Here is a 13691-nt window from a genome sequence, read left to right as displayed (position 1 = left end):
GGCAGCTCGGCGTCGTCCACGATCCCGTGGCAGGCCTCTACACGGCCGTCGCCCGGGTGACCTTCCCGGGCCTGGCCCTGGTGGACACCGAGAAGAGCGCCGGATCGGGCTGCACCCGGTGCCGGTCCAGCCGCAGGACCGTGGTCTTGCGGGCGCCCTGGAGCTTGATCCGTACCTCCGAGTTGCCCCGGTGGTGGCTGAGGATCTCGCCGAGCCTGCTGACCATCGGCGGGGTGAGCTTCACCGTGGGGATGGTGATGGTGACGGGCGCGTCCGTCCCCGCGTTCGACACGTCGGGGACCTGCATCTCCATCGCGACGAGCCGGGGGACGTCCTCGCGCTTGTCGAGACGGCCCTTGACGAAGACGACGGTGTCCTCGACGAGCTGGGTGGAGACCAGCTGGTACGTCGCGGGGAAGAACATGCACTCGATGGAGCCGGCCAGGTCCTCGACCGTGGCGATGGCCCAGGCGTTGCCCTGCTTGGTCATCTTGCGCTGGAGGCCGGAGATGATGCCGCCGATGGTGACGACCGCGCCGTCCGCGTGCTCACCGCCGGTGAGCTGGGAGATCGCCGCGTCGGACTTGTCGGACAGGACGTGCTCGATACCGAAGAGCGGGTGGTCGGAGACGTACAGGCCGAGCATCTCGCGCTCCTGCGCGAGGAGGTACGACTTGTCCCACTCGACGTCGGAGAACTCCACGTCGAGCCCGAAGCCCGGCTCGCTCGATTCCTCGTCGCCGCCGCCGAAGAGGTCGAACTGCCCCTCGGCCTCCTTGCGCTTGACGGCCACCACATTGTCGATCATCGGTTCGTGGTGGGCGACGAGCCCCTTGCGGGTGTGGCCCATCTCGTCGAACGCGCCGGCCTTGATCAGCGACTCGACGGTCCGCTTGTTGCAGACGACCGCCTCGACCTTGTCGAGGAAGTCGGGGAACGTCGCGTACTTCCCCTTCGACTTGCGGCAGCGGATGATCGAGTCCACCACGTTCTGGCCGACGTTCCTGATCGCCGTCAGACCGAAGAGGATCACATCGCTGCCCTGGGCGGCGAAGTTCGACTGCGACTCGTTGACGTTCGGCGGCAGCACCTTGATGCCCATGCGCCGGCACTCGTTGAGATAGACCGCCGACTTGTCCTTGTCGTCCTTGACGGAGGTCAGCAGCGCCGCCATGTACTCGGCGGGGTAGTTCGCCTTGAGGTACGCGGTCCAGTAGGTGACCAGGCCGTACGCGGAGGAGTGCGCCTTGTTGAAGGCGTATCCGGCGAACGGCACCAGCACGTCCCACAGCGCCTTGATCGCCGCGTCCGAGAAGCCGTTCTTCTTGGCGCCCGCCTCGAAGAGGACGAAGTTCTTCGCCAGCTCGTCGGCCTTCTTCTTGCCCATCACACGGCGGAGGATGTCGGCCTCGCCGAGCGAGTACCCGGCGACGATCTGGGCGGCCTTCTGCACCTGCTCCTGGTAGACGATCAGACCGTAGGTGAGCCCGAGAACCTCCTTGAGGGGCTCCTCCAGCTCCGGGTGGATCGGGGTGATCTCCTGGCGGGCGTTCTTGCGCTCCGCGTAGTTCGTGTGCGAGTTCATGCCCATCGGGCCCGGCCGGTAGAGGGCCGAGACGGCGGAGATGTCCTCGAAGTTGTCGGGCTGCATCTGGCGCAGCAGCGAGCGCATGGGGCCGCCGTCGAACTGGAAGACACCGAGCGTGTCGCCGCGGCAGAGCAGTTCGTACGTCTTCGGGTCGTTCAGCGGCAGGGCGAGCAGGTCGAGTTCGACGCCCTTGTTCGCCTTCACCATCTTGACGGCGTCGTCCATGATGGTCAGGTTGCGCAGGCCGAGGAAGTCCATCTTCAGCAGGCCGAGCGACTCGCACTGCGGGTAGTCCCACTGGGTGATCGTCACCCCGTCGGTGTGCCGCACCCAGACCGGTACGTGGTCGGTGATCGTCTCGCTGGACATGATCACGCCGGCCGCGTGCACACCCATCTGCCGGACCAGGCCCTCGACGCCCTTCGCGGTGTCGATGACCTTCTTGACGTCCGCCTCGTTCTCGTACATCCCCCGGATCTCGCCCGCCTCGCTGTAGCGCGGGTGCTTGGGGTCGGTGATGCCGTTGAGGTCGATGCCCTTGCCGAGGACGTCGGCGGGCATGGCCTTGGTGAGGCGGTCGCCCATGGCGTACGGGTAGCCCAGGACGCGCGCGGAGTCCTTGATCGCGTTCTTGGCCTTGATCTTGCCGTAGGTCCCGATCATGGCGACCTTGTCCTCGCCGTACTTCTGGGTCACGTACCGGATGACCTCGCCGCGCCGGCGTTCGTCGAAGTCGATGTCGACATCGGGCATCGAGATGCGCTCGGGGTTGAGGAACCGCTCGAAGATCAGTCCGTGCTCGATCGGGTCGAGGTCGGTGATGCCCATGGCGTACGAGACGATCGAGCCGGCCGCGGAGCCACGGCCGGGGCCGACCGCGATGCCGTTGTTCTTGGCCCACATGATGAAGTCGGCGACCACGAGGAAGTACCCCGGGAAGCCCATGTCGATGATGATGCCCATCTCGTACTCGACCTGGCGCTGGCGGTCCTCGGGGATCCCGTTCGGGAAGCGGCGGGCCATGCCACGCATGGTCTCCTCACGGAACCAGGAGACCTCGGTGAACCCTTCGGGCACCTCGAAGCGCGGCATCAGGTTCCGCTCCTGGAACCAGCCCTCGGTGTCGACCTGCTGCGCGACCAGCAGGGTGTTGGCGCACCCCTCCTGCCAGGCGTCCGAGGAGTCCACGGCGTACATCTCGTCGGTGGACTTGAGGTAGTAGCCGGTGCCGTCGAAGCGGAAGCGGTCGGGGTCGGAGAGGTTCTTGCCGGTCTGGATGCACAGCAGCGCGTCGTGGGCGGTGGCCTCCGACGCGTAGGTGTAGTGGGAGTCGTTGGTGACCAGCGGCGGGATGCCGAGCTTCTTGCCGACCTCCAGCAGCCCGTCGCGGACCCGGCGTTCGATCTCGATGCCGTGGTCCATCAGCTCCAGGAAGTACCGGTCCTTGCCGAAGATGTCCTGGTAGTCGGAGGCGGCCTGGAGCGCCTCGTCGAACTGGCCGAGCCGCAGCCGGGTCTGGAGTTCCCCGGAGGGGCAGCCGGTGGAGGCGATCAGGCCCTCGGACCACTTCGAGATGGTCTCCCGGTCCATCCGCGGCCACTTCTGGAGCCAGCCCTCCTTGTACGCGTCCGAGGAGAGCCGGAAGAGGTTGTGCAGCCCGGTGCTGTTCGCCGCCCAGATCGTCTTGTGGGTGTAACCGCCGGAACCGGAGATGTCGTCCCGCTTCTGGTGCGGCTGGCCCCACTTGACCTTCCGCTTCAGCCGCCGCGACTCCGGGGCCACATACGCCTCGATGCCGATGATCGGCGTCACGCCCGCCTTCTTCGCCTGGTGGAAGAAGTCGTAGGCGCCGTGCAGATTGCCGTGGTCGGTCATCGCGATGTGCGTCATGCCCATCTCGTTGCACGCCTTGAACATGTCCCCCAACCGCGCGGCACCGTCCAGCATCGAGTACTGGGTGTGCACATGCAGATGGGTAAAAGGCGGCTTGGTCACGGCGGGGGCCTCCAGCGGGCGGACGACACGGGGGTGTCCGGAAACAGCCTCCGGGGCCGGTGGGCCGGCGGTGGCCGGGTGGGACAGCTGGGAAGTCTACGTCGCGAAAGCGGCGGCCGACGGGCACTCGTGGCGAGCGCCGGGCGTTGCCTCTCCGGGTGCGGCGTGCCGCTCCCGGCCGCTCCGCTCACGGTCCCGTTCGTTACGCCGTCCCCGTACATCCATCCGATTTGTCAGGCACCAGGAGGCACCCAGCGATGTCGGTCCCGCGACCCGTGGACGCAGCTGACGAGCAGCGCGGCGAAGAGATCCTCGACGTTTTCGAGACGGCGTTCGGGGAGTTGTCGGCGGCGGATCCGGCTGCTTTCCGGGTGAAGTTCCGGAAGATGGCCGCCTCGCCCTTCGCCTTCTACCGGGGCACGGCCTGCCTCTTCTACCGCGACCTGGAGCAGGCGCGCGCCGGGTCCCGGGCGGCGGGCCCGTTCCTCGACGAGCGGACCGGCCGGGTGTGGATCCACGGTGATCTGCACGCGGAGAACTTCGGTACGTACATGGACGCCACCGGGCGGCTGGTCTTCAATGTCAACGATTTCGACGAGGCGTACATCGGTCCGTTCACCTGGGACCTCAAGCGCTTCGCCGCCTCCCTCGCGCTGATCGGCCACACCAAGGCCCTCAGCGACGACGTGATCACGGAGCTGGTGGAGATCTACGCGGGCTCCTACCGCGAGCGGATCCACGCGCTGGCGACCGGCGCCAAGGACGACGAGGTGCCGCCCTTCACCCTGGACACGGCGCAGGGCCCGCTGCTCGCCGCCCTGCGCTCGGCGCGCTCGCGCACCCGCTTCGCGCTGCTGGACTCGATGACCGAGATCCGGGACTACGAGCGGCGCTTCGCGCCCGGCGCCGGCGCGGTCGAGCTGGACGCGGCCACCCGGTACAAGATCCTCGCGGCGTTCGACGGCTATCTGGAGACCCTCCCCGAGTCCAGCCTGAACCGGCCGGACTCCTACCGCGTCAAGGACGTCATCGGCCGGCGGGGCGTCGGTATCGGCTCGGCGGGGCTGCCCTCGTACAACATCCTGCTGGAGGGCGGCAGCGACGCCCTGGAGAACGATGTCGTGATCTATCTGAAGCAGGCGCAGTCCCCGGCGGCGGCCCGGCACATCACCGACCGCGCCGTGCGCGAGTACTTCCAGCACGAGGGGCACCGCACGGTGATCTCGCAGCGGGCCCTCCAGGCGCACGCCGATCCGTGGCTGGGCTGGACCGAGCTGGGCGGGGCCGGGCAGCTGGTGGCGGAGGTCTCGCCGTACGCGGTGGATCTGGACTGGTCGGAGCTGGACGACCCGGAGGAGATCGCGGAGGTCGTCGCCGACCTCGGCAGGGCGACGGCCACGATGCACGCGGCGGCGGACGACGAGAGCGGTCACTCGCTGGTGCCGTTCTCCACGGAGCGGGCGATCGACGCGGCGATCGCGGCCGACGAGGACGGCTTCGGGGCGCTGCTGGTGGACTTCGCGCACTCCTACGCGGCGCGGGTGCGGACGGACCACCAGATCTTCGTGGACCTGTTCCGCAACGGCCGGCTGGTCAGGCAGGCGGCCCCGGTCGTCCTTTAGGGACCGTTTACAGGGAGCCATGGCACACTCGGCGACGATGGACATATCCGGGACGCGGCTCAGAGCGGCGCGGGCAGCACTCTTCACGGCACTGGTCGTGACGCTGTCCGCGGGCTCCCACGTGCTGCTCTCCCGCGTCCCGCTGCCGCTGTCCGTGGTGGCCGCGCTGAGCGCCGTGGTGTTCCTGGCCGCCTACGCGGCGGCGGGCCGCGAGCGGGGCTTCTGGCGGATCGCCTCCCTGGTCGTGCCGCTGGAGCTGGCCGCCGACACCGTCTTCACCAGCGGCCAGCGCGTCTGCTACGGCCCGGCGGGCGGCCCCGTGGCGGGGTCGCTCCGCGCGGTCGGCTTCGACGTGCTGTGCGGCGGCGCGCTCGGAGGCCGGGCGGCCGGTACGCCGCTGCCCGGCGTGGTCCCGGCCGACTCGGCCGCCGCGGCCCTGCTGAACTCTCCCGACCCGGCCCTGCCCTGGCTGCTGCTCGGCGTCCATGTCTCGATCGGGCTGGCCGCCGCGCTCTGGCTGCGGCACGGCGAGCGGGCGCTGTGCCGGCTCGTCAGGGCGGCCGGGGCCGCCGCCTTCCGGCCGCTGCTGACCGCGGTCGCCGCGGTGGCCACCGGCGCCGTACGTTCCGTACGGCGCGGGCCCCGCCCGGCGGACCGGCCGCGTCCCTCCCGTACCCGCTTCCTGGTGCACTCCGTACGACGGCGGGGGCCACCGCGCCCCGCGCTCGGCGCTGTCTGAGCCCCCACCCCGGCCGTCCCCCTCGTACCCCCACGTCCTCACACGGAGTGAACCAGCATGAGCGCACGGAACAACCAGTCCAACAAGGCCGCCGCCCGTGAGCGGCTGCGTCTGGAGCGCGAGCGGCAGGCGAAGAAGGACAAGGTCCGCCGCCAGGTCGTCGTCGGCGTCTCCGCCGTCGCCGTCCTCGCGATAGCCGGCGGCGTCGGCTACGCCGTCGTCCAGGCCAACAAGCCCTCCCACTGGGAGGCCATGAAGGACGAGAAGACCGTCGTCGCCCCGAAGAACACCGAGGGCACGGACGGCACGACCGTCGTCATCGGCAAGTCGACCGCCAAGAAGACCCTCGAACTGTACGAGGACTCCCGCTGCCCGATCTGCGCCCAGTTCGAGCAGACCGTCGGCCCGACCGTCCAGAACGACATCGACGCCGGCAAGTTCAGGATCAAGTACATCGGCGCGACCTTCATCGACAACTCCGACAACGGCACCGGCTCCAAGAAGGCCCTGTCGGCGCTCGGCGCGGCGCTCAATGTGAGCCCGGAGGCGTTCCTGGAGTACAAGACCGCGCTCTACTCGGCGAAGTACCACCCCGAGGAGAGCAGCGACAAGTTCGCCAAGGACAGCTACCTGATCGAGGTCGCGGACTCGGTCAAGGCCCTCAAGGGCAACACGGCGTTCCAGAACGACGTCAAGAACGGTACGTACGACGCCTGGGCCATGAAGATGTCCGCCACCTTCGACAAGAGCGGCGTCCAGGGCACCCCGACCCTCAAGATGGACGGCAAGAAGCTCACCGCCCCGGGCAGCGACAACCCGCCCATGACGGTCGCCGACTTCAACACGGCCCTCACCGCGGCCCTCAAGGGCTGACCGCTGATCCGCCCGTCCGCGGTCCCCTCCCTCTCGGCGGGGGCCGCGGACGTTCGCGACGTTACGGTGCCAGCGACTCGATGAACGCGAGCCCGGTCCGCCAGGTCTCCTCGGCGGCCCGCTCGTCGTAGTCCGGCAGCTCCGGGTCCGTGTACAGATGCCCGGCCCCCGGATACCGGTAGATCTCCACATCCGCCCCCGCCCGCCGCATCTGCAGGTACCAGGACGACAGCCAGTCGTGCGACTCGAACGGGTCCGGGTCCGCCACATGCAGCTGTACGGGCAGATCGTCGACCGACGCGCTCTCGGCGATGTCCGACGTGCCGTGCAACAGCAGCAGCCCGCGCGCCTTCGCGTCGCCCAGCGCCAGGTTCTGCGCGATCGAGCCGCCCAGCGAGAGGCCGACGTAGACGAGGCCGCGCTCGGAGTAGGGCGCGGCGGCCAGAACCGCGCGGCGCAGCAGCTCGTCCTTGCCGATCCGGTCCTTCAGCTTGGTGCCCTCCTCCACGCTGGAGACGGTTTCCCCGTCGAAGAGGTCGGGCACGCGCACCTCGTGCCCGGCGGCGCGCAGCCGGTCGGCGGCTTCCCGCACCGCGGGGCGCAGACCGTAGACCGAGTGGAAGAGCATGATGTCCATCCGGACATCCTGCCAGCCCGGCCGCACCGCACCGCCGCACAGTCCCCGCGGGAGCGGCCCGCGAGATCCGAGAGAGATCCGAGAAGCCATGGAACACCTGCTGCGCCCGCTCATCGTCTTCGGGGGCTCCGTCCTGCTCACCCTGGCGCTGGGCTGGGCCGTCGACCTGGTGCTGCGCCGCGCGGACGGCCGCCACCCCGAGACCCCGCTGTGGGGGCTGCTGCGCCGCTGCCGGCTGCCGCTCCAGGTCCTGCTGCTGACCGCCACGCTGCGCAGCACGTACCGGCAGACGCGGTGGGCGGTCGTCGAGACGTACCAGGGGGCCATCGGCCAGGTGCTGACGCTGGTGCTGATCGCGGCGGGCGCGTGGCTGGTGGTACGGATCGCGTCGGCGGCGGTGGAGTCGGCGTACGCGCGCTACGCGTCCTCGACGCGGGATCCGGCGCGGCTGCGCCGGGTCCGTACGCAGGTGACGCTGATCATGCGGATCGTCACGGCGGTGGTCATCGTGGTGGCGGTGGCGGCGATCCTGATGACGTTCTCCGATCTGCGGTCGATCGGCGCCTCGCTGCTGGCCTCCGCGGGCATCATCGGCATCGTGGCGGGTGTGGCCGCGCAGTCCACGCTCGGCAATCTCTTCGCCGGGTTCCAGATCGCGTTCGGCGACATGGTGCGGATCGGCGACACGGTGGTGGTGGACGGCGAGTGGGGCGTCGTCGAGGAGGTCACCCTGACGTTCCTGGCGGTAAGGACCTGGGACGAGCGGCGGATCACGATGCCGGTGTCGTACTTCACGGGGAAGCCGTTCGAGAACTGGTCGCGCGGCGGTGCCCAGTTGACCGGCACGGTCCTGTTCCAGCTGGCCCACACGGCGCCGCTGCCGCTGATGCGCGAGCGGCTGCACGAGATCCTGCTGGACTGCCCGGCCTGGGACGGCCGGTCCTGGAGCCTGGCCGTCACGGACACGAACGCGACGGCCATGGAGGTGCGCGCGGTGGTGACGGCCAAGGACGCGGACGACCTCTGGACGGCGCGCTGCGCGGTACGGGAGCGGATGATCGCCTGGCTGGTGGCGCACCACCCGTACGCCCTGCCGGGGACGGCGGCGGAGGCGCCGGCCCCCGAGCTACCGGGCCCGCGCGACGAGCCGCCCCGTACGGCGAGCGCGGCGGACCGCGCCGACGGGGCCGACCGGGACTGACCGGGCCCGCCCCTGCCGCACTCAGTGCATGCTGCGGACGTCCAGGTGGCGCAGCACCCGGTCCACGATCTCCGGGTCCGAGCCCGGCTCGTTGCGCGCCGACAGGACCTCGTGGCGGGCCGCCGACATCATCTCGCGCTGGATGCGCTGGACGGTCTTGATGCGGTCCACGCGCTTGGCGACCCACTCGCGCCGCTCGTCGTCCGCGAGGTCGGGGCTGATCCGCAGCCCGATGTCGGCGGCGGCGCGCATCAGCCGCTCGCTGATCTCCTCCGGCAGCTCCTCGACCTTCTCGATCTCCTTGAGCCGCCCCTTGGCCGCCTTCGCGGCGCGCAGCGCCAGCGAGTGCTCCAGCTCGTGCTCGGCGTTCGTGTCGGCGCGTACGCCCAGCTTCTTCACCAGCCAGGGCAGCGTCAGCCCCTGGACGACGAGCGTGGCCATGATCACCGCGAACGCGATGAAGATGATCTCCTCGCGGCCGGGGAACGGCTCGCCGCTGTCGGTCTCCAGCGGAATGGCCAGCGCCAGCGCGACCGACGCCACCCCGCGCATCCCGGCCCACCACATGACGACGGTCTCGCGCCAGCTGGTCGGGATCTCCTCGTCGTAGTCGCGCAGCTTGTGCATGCGCTTGGCCAGCCAGGTGGCGGGCAGCAGCCAGAGCAGCCGGACGAACACGACGACCGCGACGACCGCCGCGCCCCAGCCGAGCATCTCCCAGCCCCGGCCGGTCGCCGCGCCGAACGCGTTGTGGAGCTCCAGCCCGATCAGCCCGAACGCCACCCCGGTCACCAGGGTGTCGATGACCTCCCAGAAGGAGTTGCCCGCGAGCCGCCCCATCACGTCGTCGGCGTCCGCGGTGTGCGTGGCGAGGAAGAGCGCGATGGTGAGGACGGCGAGCACCCCGGAGCCGTGCAGCTCCTCCGCGAGTACGTACGCGACGAACGGTACGAGCAGCGAGAGGCCGATCTGGAGGGTCGCGTCGCCGAGCAGCGACATCAGCTTGTTGGTGAGCCAGCCGAGGGCGAGCCCGACCACCACGGCCACCACGGCGGAGAGCACGAGCGAGCCGACCGCGCTGGGCCAGGAGAACGTGCCGGAGACGGCCGCGGCGATCGCCACGTGGTAGAGCACGATCGCGGTGACGTCGTTGAAGAGCCCCTCGCCCTCCAGGATCGAGACCAGCCGCCGGGGCAGGCCCAGCGAGCCGGCCACCGCCGTCGCGGCCACCGGGTCCGGCGGGGCGACGAGCGCGCCGAGCGCGATCGCGCCGGCGATGGGCAGCCCGGGCACGATGGAGTTGGCCACCGCCGCCACGGCCGCCGTCGTCACGAAGACGAGCGCGACCGCCAGCAGGAAGATCGGTCTCAGGTTCGCCGTGAACTGCCGCCAGGACGTGCGCTGTACGGCGGCGTAGAGCAGGGGCGGCAGCAGCAGCGGGAGGATGAACTCCGGGGGCACCTGCACATTGGGGACGAACGGCAGCAGCGCCAGTATGACGCCGACGATCGTCATGAGGACCGGCGAGGGCAGCCCCAGCCGGTCACCGAGCGGCACGGTCAGCACCGCCCCGAGCAGGAGCACGATCAGCAGTGCCAACTGGTCCACGGTGGGCCCTCCGGTGGTCGAGACCTCAAGCCCTGTGGGGGCGAGCAAGGTGAGTGATCAAGACTCAAGCCTGCCATGGGCCCGGTCGGAATCAGGCCATGGGGTACCGGAAACCGGCCTCAGAGGGCCCGGCGCATCGACCGGTGCGCGATGCCCGCGTCCAGGAACTCCGGACCGTACGCGGTGTATCCGAGCCGTTCGTAGAAGCCCAGCGCGTGCGACTGCGCGTGCAGCTCGACGGCGGTGAGACCTCGCTCACGCGCCGCGTCCTCGACGGCCCCGACCAGCGCGACGCCGATCCCGAGGCCGCGGGCGGCCTTGCCGACCGCCAGCCGGCCCAGCGCGCCGGTGGCCGGGTCCCCGCCCGTACGGTCGGCGGCCTCCGGCCCGTACAGCAGCCGCGCGGTGCCCAGCGGGTGCCCGTCGGCCCGTACGGCCAGCACATGGAGCGCCGTCGCGTCGCGGCCGTCGTACTCCAGCTCCTCGGTGACGCCCTGCTCGACGACGAAGACGTCCCTGCGGACCGCGAAACACGCCGCGAGGTCCGCCGGGGCCTTCGCGACCCGCAGCGTGTAGCCGGGGGCGGTGGGCGCACTCACGCGTTGCTCTCCGCCCGGACCTTGTCCAGCGCGCCCTGGAGGTCGTCGGGGTAGGTGCTGGCGTACTCCACCCAGCGCCCGTCCGACGGGTGCTCGAAGCCGAGCCTGACGGCGTGCAGCCACTGCCGGGTGAGCCCGAGCCGCTTGGCCAGCGTCGGATCGGCGCCGTAGGTCAGATCGCCCACGCAGGGGTGGCGGTGGGCGGACATGTGCACGCGGATCTGGTGCGTACGGCCCGTCTCCAGCTTGATGTCCAGCAGGGAGGCCGACCGGAACGCCTCGATCAGGTCGTAGTGCGTGACCGACGCCTTGCCCTCGGCGGTGACGGCCCACTTGTAGTCGTGGTTCGGGTGGCGGCCGATGGGCGCGTCGATGGTGCCGCTCATCGGGTCGGGGTGCCCCTGGACGAGCGCGTGGTAGCGCTTGTCGACCACGCGCTCCTTGAACTGGGCCTTGAGCAGGGTGTACGCGCGCTCCGACTTGGCCACGACCATCAGCCCCGAGGTGCCGACGTCGAGCCGGTGGACGATGCCCTGGCGCTCGGCCGCTCCCGAGGTCGAGATGCGGTAGCCGGCCGCGGCGAGGCCGCCGATGACGGTCGTACCGGTCCAGCCGGGGCTGGGGTGCGCGGCCACGCCGACCGGCTTGACGATCACGACGATGTCGTCGTCGTCGTGCACGATCTCCATGCCCTCGACGGGCTCGGCGACGATCTGCACCGGCGCGGCGGCCGGGGGCATCTCCACTTCGAGCCAGGCACCGCCGCTGACCCGCTCGGACTTCCCGACGACGGCGCCGTCGACCTGGACCTTCCCGGAGGCGGCGAGGTCCGCCGCCTTCGTCCGGGAGAACCCGAACATACGGGCGATGGCGGCGTCGACGCGCTCGCCCTCCAGTCCATCGGGCACGGGCAGCGTTCTGATCTCGGGAAAGCTCACCTGTCGAGTATGCCTTGTAGCTACACCCGGCCGGACCGCCAAGCCTTACCGTCAGTCCTTGTGGACGGTCCCGTCGGGGTCGAGCCCGCGGAACGACAGGATCACGATCAGGACGCCGCCGCAGCAGATCGCCGAGTCCGCGAGGTTGAAGACCGCGAAGTTGGCGGGGGCGATGAAGTCCACCACGGCGCCCTGGAAGATTCCCGGCGAGCGGAAGATCCGGTCGGTGAGATTGCCGAGCGCGCCGCCGAGCAGCAGGCCGAGCGCGATCGCCCAGGGCAGGCTGTAGAGCTTGCGCGCCAGCCGGACGATCACCACGATGACGGTCGCCGCGATGATCGTGAAGATCACGGTGAACGCCTCGCCGAAGCCGAACGCGGCGCCCGCGTTCCTGATCGCCTGGAACTGGAGCAGATCGCCGATCACCCGGATCGGCTCGTGGTGCTCCAGCTTGGCCACCACGAGCATCTTGCTGCCGAGGTCCAGCAGATACGCGAGGAGGGCGACCGTGAGGAGCACGGCGACCCTGCGCTTCCCCTGGGGCTGCTCGGCCGGGGCCGCCGCCTCTTCGTCATCCACTTCCGGCGTACCGATGACCCGCTCCGCCTCTGCCACGTGAGTCCCTCAAACCTAGGTGCCGACTGAGGACGAGGGTACGGCACGGGACCCGGCACACACGTTCGCCATCAGCCCCGGCGTTCCTGCTTCTGCTTGTCCTCCACACAGAGGGTGGCCCGCGGGAACGCCTGCATACGGGCCTTTCCGATCGGCTTGCCGCAGATCTCGCAGAGCCCGTAGGTGCCCGAGTCGAGCCGCAGCAGCGCGCGCTCGGTCTGCTCCAGCATCTCGCGGGCGTTGGCGGCCAGGGACATCTCGTGCTCACGCGTGATGTTCTTCGTACCGGTGTCCGCGTCGTCGTCGCCCGCGCCGTCCCCCGAGTCCCGCATCAGCCCGGCGAGCGAGGTCTCGGACGCGGCGATCTCGGCCTGGAGCCGGACGATCTCGCCCGTCAGCTCGGCGCGCGCGTGCGCGACCTCCTCCGGGGTCCACGGATCCTCGCCGGGCCGTACGGGCAGCTCGCCCGGGGGCGTCGCGGCGCCGGCCGCCGCGACCGCGGTCGCCACCCCGGCTCCGCCCGCTCGCGCCGCCGTACGCCTGCCCGCGGTCTTCTTGGCTGCCACCTTTTTGGCTCCCGTCTGTTCAGCGGCCTCGGCCGCCCGGCCGGCCGCGGACGCGGCCTTCTTCGCAGTGGTGGTCTTCTTCGCCGTGGTCTTCCCGGCAGCCGCTTTCTTGGCCACCGCCTTCTTCGCCGCCGTTTTCTCGGCAGCGGCCTTCTTGGTAGCCGCCTTCTTGGCCACCGCCTTCTTGGCCGCCGTCTTCTTCGCCACCATGGCCGCGGCCCCTTCACATGTGGTGATATCGCACGCGAATCGTGCTGGGGACGATAAATCGGCCCCAGCCCCGCGGCAACGGGGCACGCCGCCGGTCGGGCCCCTCTCCGCCACGGCGAAACGGGCCTCCATCCGTTGTTCCCAGCTCCCCGCCCGGTAATCCGCCGCCACGCGGGCCGCCCGCGTCCGGCCCGGCCGGTATAACCATTCGGGTCATACGTTCGACCGGTCGGCCCCGCCGGGCGCCGGAAATCCGGTCGGCCACGCCCGGCCCCTCCCCGTACACTGGGCGCAGCGACAGGCGTGGATGGGGACAAGCAGCGTCGTACGCGGCCATGAGCGACCCGGGGACGGTGCGAGCCCGGGGGCAGAGCGCGAAGTGAGCATCACCCCTGAGCCGCCGGAAGAAAGCCACCGGCCCGACCACACGGGCCCGGAGCGAGTAGAACCGGCAGCGCGGCCTCAATGAGGGGGTCACGGACGGAGTCCCGTCCGGGGCC

At 70.4% G+C, this 13691-nt stretch carries 11 protein-coding genes; 4 read left to right on the top strand and 7 right to left on the bottom strand.

What is annotated here, in order from left to right; genetic code table 11:
• Positions 1 to 37 precede the first annotated feature (37 nt).
• Positions 38 to 3583 (bottom strand): DNA polymerase III subunit alpha, encoded by a 3546-nt coding sequence (dnaE, locus tag AB0389_RS17975; RefSeq protein ID WP_366396364.1) that lies wholly within the window; start codon positions 3581 to 3583, stop codon positions 38 to 40.
• Between the two features lie 257 nt (positions 3584 to 3840).
• On the opposite strand from dnaE, the gene AB0389_RS17970 reads away from it, so the two are divergent.
• The 3 genes from AB0389_RS17970 to AB0389_RS17960 are packed head-to-tail and all read left to right on the top strand — an operon-like array spanning position 3841 to position 6817.
• Positions 3841 to 5205: a DUF2252 domain-containing protein gene (locus AB0389_RS17970; RefSeq protein WP_366396363.1), complete on the top strand. Its 1365-nt coding sequence runs from the start codon at positions 3841 to 3843 to the stop codon at positions 5203 to 5205.
• Between the two features lie 37 nt (positions 5206 to 5242).
• Positions 5243 to 5944: a hypothetical protein gene (locus AB0389_RS17965; protein ID WP_366396378.1), complete on the top strand. Its 702-nt coding sequence runs from the start codon at positions 5243 to 5245 to the stop codon at positions 5942 to 5944.
• A gap of 57 nt (positions 5945 to 6001) precedes the next feature.
• Positions 6002 to 6817 carry a DsbA family protein gene (locus AB0389_RS17960; protein ID WP_366396362.1) on the top strand — a complete coding sequence of 272 codons (816 nt, stop codon included), beginning with the start codon at positions 6002 to 6004 and terminating at the stop codon, positions 6815 to 6817.
• 61 nt (positions 6818 to 6878) lie between these two features.
• Here AB0389_RS17960 and AB0389_RS17955 read toward each other — a convergent pair whose 3' ends face one another.
• Entirely contained in the window at positions 6879 to 7454 is a 576-nt protein-coding gene (locus AB0389_RS17955; protein WP_366396361.1) for a dienelactone hydrolase family protein, read from the bottom strand.
• 88 nt (positions 7455 to 7542) lie between these two features.
• Here AB0389_RS17955 and AB0389_RS17950 point away from each other — a divergent pair, with 88 nt between their 5' ends.
• Positions 7543 to 8655: a mechanosensitive ion channel domain-containing protein gene (locus AB0389_RS17950; RefSeq protein ID WP_366396360.1), complete on the top strand. Its 1113-nt coding sequence runs from the start codon at positions 7543 to 7545 to the stop codon at positions 8653 to 8655.
• A gap of 21 nt (positions 8656 to 8676) precedes the next feature.
• On the opposite strand, the gene AB0389_RS17945 is transcribed toward AB0389_RS17950, so the two are convergent.
• The 5 genes from AB0389_RS17945 to AB0389_RS17925 form a co-directional block, all read right to left on the bottom strand.
• Entirely contained in the window at positions 8677 to 10263 is a 1587-nt protein-coding gene (locus tag AB0389_RS17945; RefSeq protein ID WP_366396359.1) for a Na+/H+ antiporter, read from the bottom strand.
• A gap of 119 nt (positions 10264 to 10382) precedes the next feature.
• Complete coding sequence (locus tag AB0389_RS17940; protein WP_366396358.1) at positions 10383 to 10862, bottom strand: GNAT family N-acetyltransferase; 480 nt, start codon at positions 10860 to 10862, stop codon at positions 10383 to 10385.
• Positions 10859 to 11800 (bottom strand): RluA family pseudouridine synthase, encoded by a 942-nt coding sequence (locus AB0389_RS17935; protein WP_366396357.1) that lies wholly within the window; start codon positions 11798 to 11800, stop codon positions 10859 to 10861. Before AB0389_RS17935 ends, AB0389_RS17940 begins: the two co-directional genes overlap by 4 nt.
• Positions 11801 to 11851: 51 nt before the next feature.
• The gene (lspA, locus tag AB0389_RS17930) at positions 11852 to 12415 is read right to left on the bottom strand and encodes a signal peptidase II (RefSeq protein ID WP_366396356.1); all 564 of its coding nucleotides are present in this window, start codon (positions 12413 to 12415) and stop codon (positions 11852 to 11854) included.
• Between the two features lie 71 nt (positions 12416 to 12486).
• Entirely contained in the window at positions 12487 to 13191 is a 705-nt protein-coding gene (locus AB0389_RS17925; RefSeq protein ID WP_366396355.1) for a TraR/DksA C4-type zinc finger protein, read from the bottom strand.
• Positions 13192 to 13691: the final 500 nt, after the last annotated feature.

Source organism: Streptomyces sp. NPDC093109 (genome assembly GCF_040701725.1).
In the GTDB taxonomy this organism is placed as follows: domain Bacteria; phylum Actinomycetota; class Actinomycetes; order Streptomycetales; family Streptomycetaceae; genus Streptomyces.
Note: the sequence above shows the minus strand (reverse complement) of the source record. Positions and strands in the feature narration are given on the sequence as shown.

Excerpts from the sequence above, each read along its gene's own strand:
- AB0389_RS17925 (WP_366396355.1), bottom strand. The coding sequence starts at position 13,191 with ATGGTGGCGAAGAAGACGGCGGCCAAGAAGGCGGTGGCCAAGAAGGCG.
- AB0389_RS17970 (WP_366396363.1), top strand. The coding sequence starts at position 3,841 with ATGTCGGTCCCGCGACCCGTGGACGCAGCTGACGAGCAGCGCGGCGAA.
- AB0389_RS17955 (WP_366396361.1), bottom strand. The coding sequence starts at position 7,454 with ATGGACATCATGCTCTTCCACTCGGTCTACGGTCTGCGCCCCGCGGTG.
- AB0389_RS17960 (WP_366396362.1), top strand. The coding sequence starts at position 6,002 with ATGAGCGCACGGAACAACCAGTCCAACAAGGCCGCCGCCCGTGAGCGG.
- AB0389_RS17950 (WP_366396360.1), top strand. The coding sequence starts at position 7,543 with ATGGAACACCTGCTGCGCCCGCTCATCGTCTTCGGGGGCTCCGTCCTG.
- AB0389_RS17965 (WP_366396378.1), top strand. The coding sequence starts at position 5,243 with ATGGACATATCCGGGACGCGGCTCAGAGCGGCGCGGGCAGCACTCTTC.